3 protein-coding genes and 1 pseudogene are annotated in these 2,279 nt (G+C 72.4%); 3 read left to right on the plus strand and 1 reads right to left on the minus strand.

All coding sequences use genetic code 11. The features are described from left to right. The 3 genes from G6021_RS03560 to G6021_RS03570 form a co-directional block, all read left to right on the plus strand. The coding region (locus tag G6021_RS03560) for a hypothetical protein (RefSeq protein WP_182640675.1) at positions 1-541 on the plus strand (541 nt) is incomplete at its 5' end. Next, positions 538-1,116: an RNA polymerase sigma factor gene (locus G6021_RS03565; RefSeq protein ID WP_182640676.1), complete on the plus strand. Its 579-nt coding sequence runs from the start codon at positions 538-540 to the stop codon at positions 1,114-1,116. The genes G6021_RS03560 and G6021_RS03565, both read left to right, overlap by 4 nt. After that, positions 1,107-1,631 carry a hypothetical protein gene (locus G6021_RS03570; protein WP_182640677.1) on the plus strand — a complete coding sequence of 175 codons (525 nt, stop codon included), beginning with the start codon at positions 1,107-1,109 and terminating at the stop codon, positions 1,629-1,631. The genes G6021_RS03565 and G6021_RS03570 overlap by 10 nt, the downstream gene beginning before the upstream one ends. Before the next feature lie 200 nt (positions 1,632-1,831). On the opposite strand, the pseudogene G6021_RS03575 reads toward G6021_RS03570, so the two are convergent. After that, positions 1,832-2,279 (minus strand): annotated as a pseudogene (locus tag G6021_RS03575) (cation-transporting P-type ATPase); the annotation flags it as partial.

Genomic DNA, 2,279 nt, shown 5'->3' on the forward strand with positions numbered 1-2,279 from the left:
CCCCGCGGGCTCGCCGCTCGCCGGCCTGACGGTGCCGGCCGACTCGACGGTGTCGATGCTGGTGCAGGAGCACCGTGGGTGGGCACTGCCGGCCGCCACCGCCGCCTCCGTCCTCGCCGTGCTCGCCGGGCTGGGTCTGCTGCTCGCGCAGATCCCCACCGCACCGGCGCACACCTCTCTGCGTCTGCACGACGACGACGGCACCGTCCTGGCCACCCTGGAACCCCAGGTGCTGGAACGTGCGCTCGCCGAGCGGGTGGAGGGCGTCCCCGGCGTCGAGGAGGCGTCCGTGCGGGTCTCCGGCTCCACGACCTCCCTGCGGATCCTGGCCGAGGTGACGATCGCCGAGGAGGCGCAGGTGGAATGGGCTGTCGAGGAGGCCCGCCGGGTGCTTGCCGCGGATCCGGAGACCGCCCTCGGCACCAGCCCTCGGTCGGTCGACCTGCTGGTCCGCGTGCACACCCCGCGGACCTCCCGATCCGACCGCGTGGCCGTGCGCCATCACGGTGCGGGCGGGGAACTGGTCTCCGAGGCGGCATGACCCCCGCGCCCTCCCCGCCGGGGGAGTACCCCGACCGCACCCTGGTGCTGCGCGCACAGGACGGTGACCCCGAGGCCTTCGACGTGTTGATCGACCGCCACCAGGGTCGCCTGTTCCGCATCGCCTACCTGGTGTTGGGGGACCGGCAGGACAGCGAGGACGTGGTCCAGGAGTCGCTGCTCACCGCGTGGAAGCGGCTGCATCTCCTGGACGACCCGGATGCGGTGCGGAGCTGGCTGTCCCAGATCTGCTCGCGTCGGGCGACCGACATCGCCCGCCGCCGGGCCCGGCGCTCGACCGACGCCCAGCCGCCCGAGGTCCTGCAGATCCATCGCGACGACGGCCCCCGGTCCGATCCCGCCCGGACCACAGAGGTCAACGCGCAGATGCAGGCGTTGGCCCGGGTGCTCGGCACGATGGACCCGGATCTGCGGTCCTGCTGGACACTGCGCGAGATCGACGGCATGTCCTATCGGGAGGTCGCGGCCGCGCTCGACATCACCGAGTCCACCGCGCGGGGCCGCCTCGCGCGTGCCCGCACGAACGTGATCGAATATATGAAGGAATGGCGGTGAACACCATGGACGGACCTTCCGGACCCGGTGGACCCGACGACGCCGAGGCCACCCGGCACTATCTCGATCAGATCAGTGCCCTGCACCGCGACTGGGACGAGCTCGAGAGCCGGGGCGACGACTCCGTGCAGCTGTCCGGTCGGGCGAGGTCGGCACTGGCGGAGGCCGTCCGCGCGGATGCCCGACACGGCGCGCGGGTGCAGATGCCTCCCACCGACATCGGCCCCTACTCGCTGACCGAACTCGCCCTGCGGACACTGATCCGCGACACCGTCGACGGCGTCCCGGGGGTGCTGAGTCTGCGGACCACCGTCGACCACGATCCGGTCGAGGGCTGGGGTACCCGCGGTCTGCCCCGCCGCATCGCGTGCCGCGTCTCGTTCGCGGCGTCGACCCCGGATCTGCCCGCCCTGGCGGACGCGGTCCGACAGGCGGTGCGTGGTGCGTGCGCCCGCGAATTCGACCTCGTCGACCTGGTGGTCGACGTCCACATCGAGGATCTTCATGAGAACTGAGCCGACGGCAGCGGAGTTGATCGACCTGGTGGTCGCCGTCCCCGGGGTCAACGGGATAGAACCCGGCATCGGCACCTCACTGCGGGCGCTCGATGCCCGCATACGGCGGGCCGGCCCCGTCCTGAGTCACTTCGGTCTCCACGTCGACCGCGACGGCAACAGGGTCACCGTCGAGGTGAGCCTGGACCCCTCCCGACCGGTCAGGCAGAGCGTGCGGGAGATCCAGTCGGTCCTGCGGGACGCCCTGGGTGCCTCGGTGCCGGTCGGTACCGAGCTCGAGGTGCGGGTGCAGTCGCTCCACCGGGGCTGAGCCCGCGGCGCGTGCGTCCGGCGCGCACACCGTTGGCGATCACCAGGATCTCCGCGAGCTCGTGCACCAGCACGACCGCGGCCAGCCCCAGGACGCCGGCCAGCGCCAACGGCACCAGCCCGATGATGATCGCCAGCGAGAGCCCGATGTTCTGCAGCATGATCCGGCGGGAGCGGCGGGCGTGCTGCAGCGCCCGGGGCAGGTGCCGCAGGTCCTCGCCGAGGAGGGCCACGTCGGCCGTCTCGATCGCGACGTCGTTGCCCATCGCCCCCATCGCGATCCCCAGGTCCGCGGTCGCCAGGGCGGGGGCGTCGTTGACGCCGTCGCCGACCATCGCC

This window comes from Dietzia sp. CW19 (assembly GCF_014145265.1).
Lineage (GTDB): Bacteria > Actinomycetota > Actinomycetes > Mycobacteriales > Mycobacteriaceae > Dietzia > Dietzia natronolimnaea.